A 219-nucleotide genomic window follows, 5' to 3' on the forward strand; every position below is an offset into this window, starting at 1 on the left:
TGGTCTGAATTGTCGTAGCGGGCCGGGAACCGAATATTCTGTGGTAGAAGTCAAATCCCCGAACGAACGTCTTTTCCTTGCCAGCATACATTTTGGTGGCGGACCTCCTTATATTAACTTCGACGAAAGAGGATTGCCGTGGCTGAAGGTGGATGGGGGATACGAAACCTATTGCTTTGTCAGGGCGAATACGCTGTTTATAGAACCAACCAGAGAGCG

At 49.3% G+C, this 219-nt stretch carries 1 protein-coding gene; it reads left to right on the plus strand.

Annotated elements, in window-relative coordinates; all coding sequences use genetic code 11:
* The coding region (locus tag LKK83_RS01315; RefSeq protein WP_324628943.1) for an SH3 domain-containing protein at positions 1-219 on the plus strand (219 nt) is incomplete at both ends.

The sequence above is a fragment of the Phormidium sp. CCY1219 genome, from assembly GCF_035615515.1.
Lineage (GTDB): Bacteria > Cyanobacteriota > Cyanobacteriia > Cyanobacteriales > Laspinemataceae > CCY1219.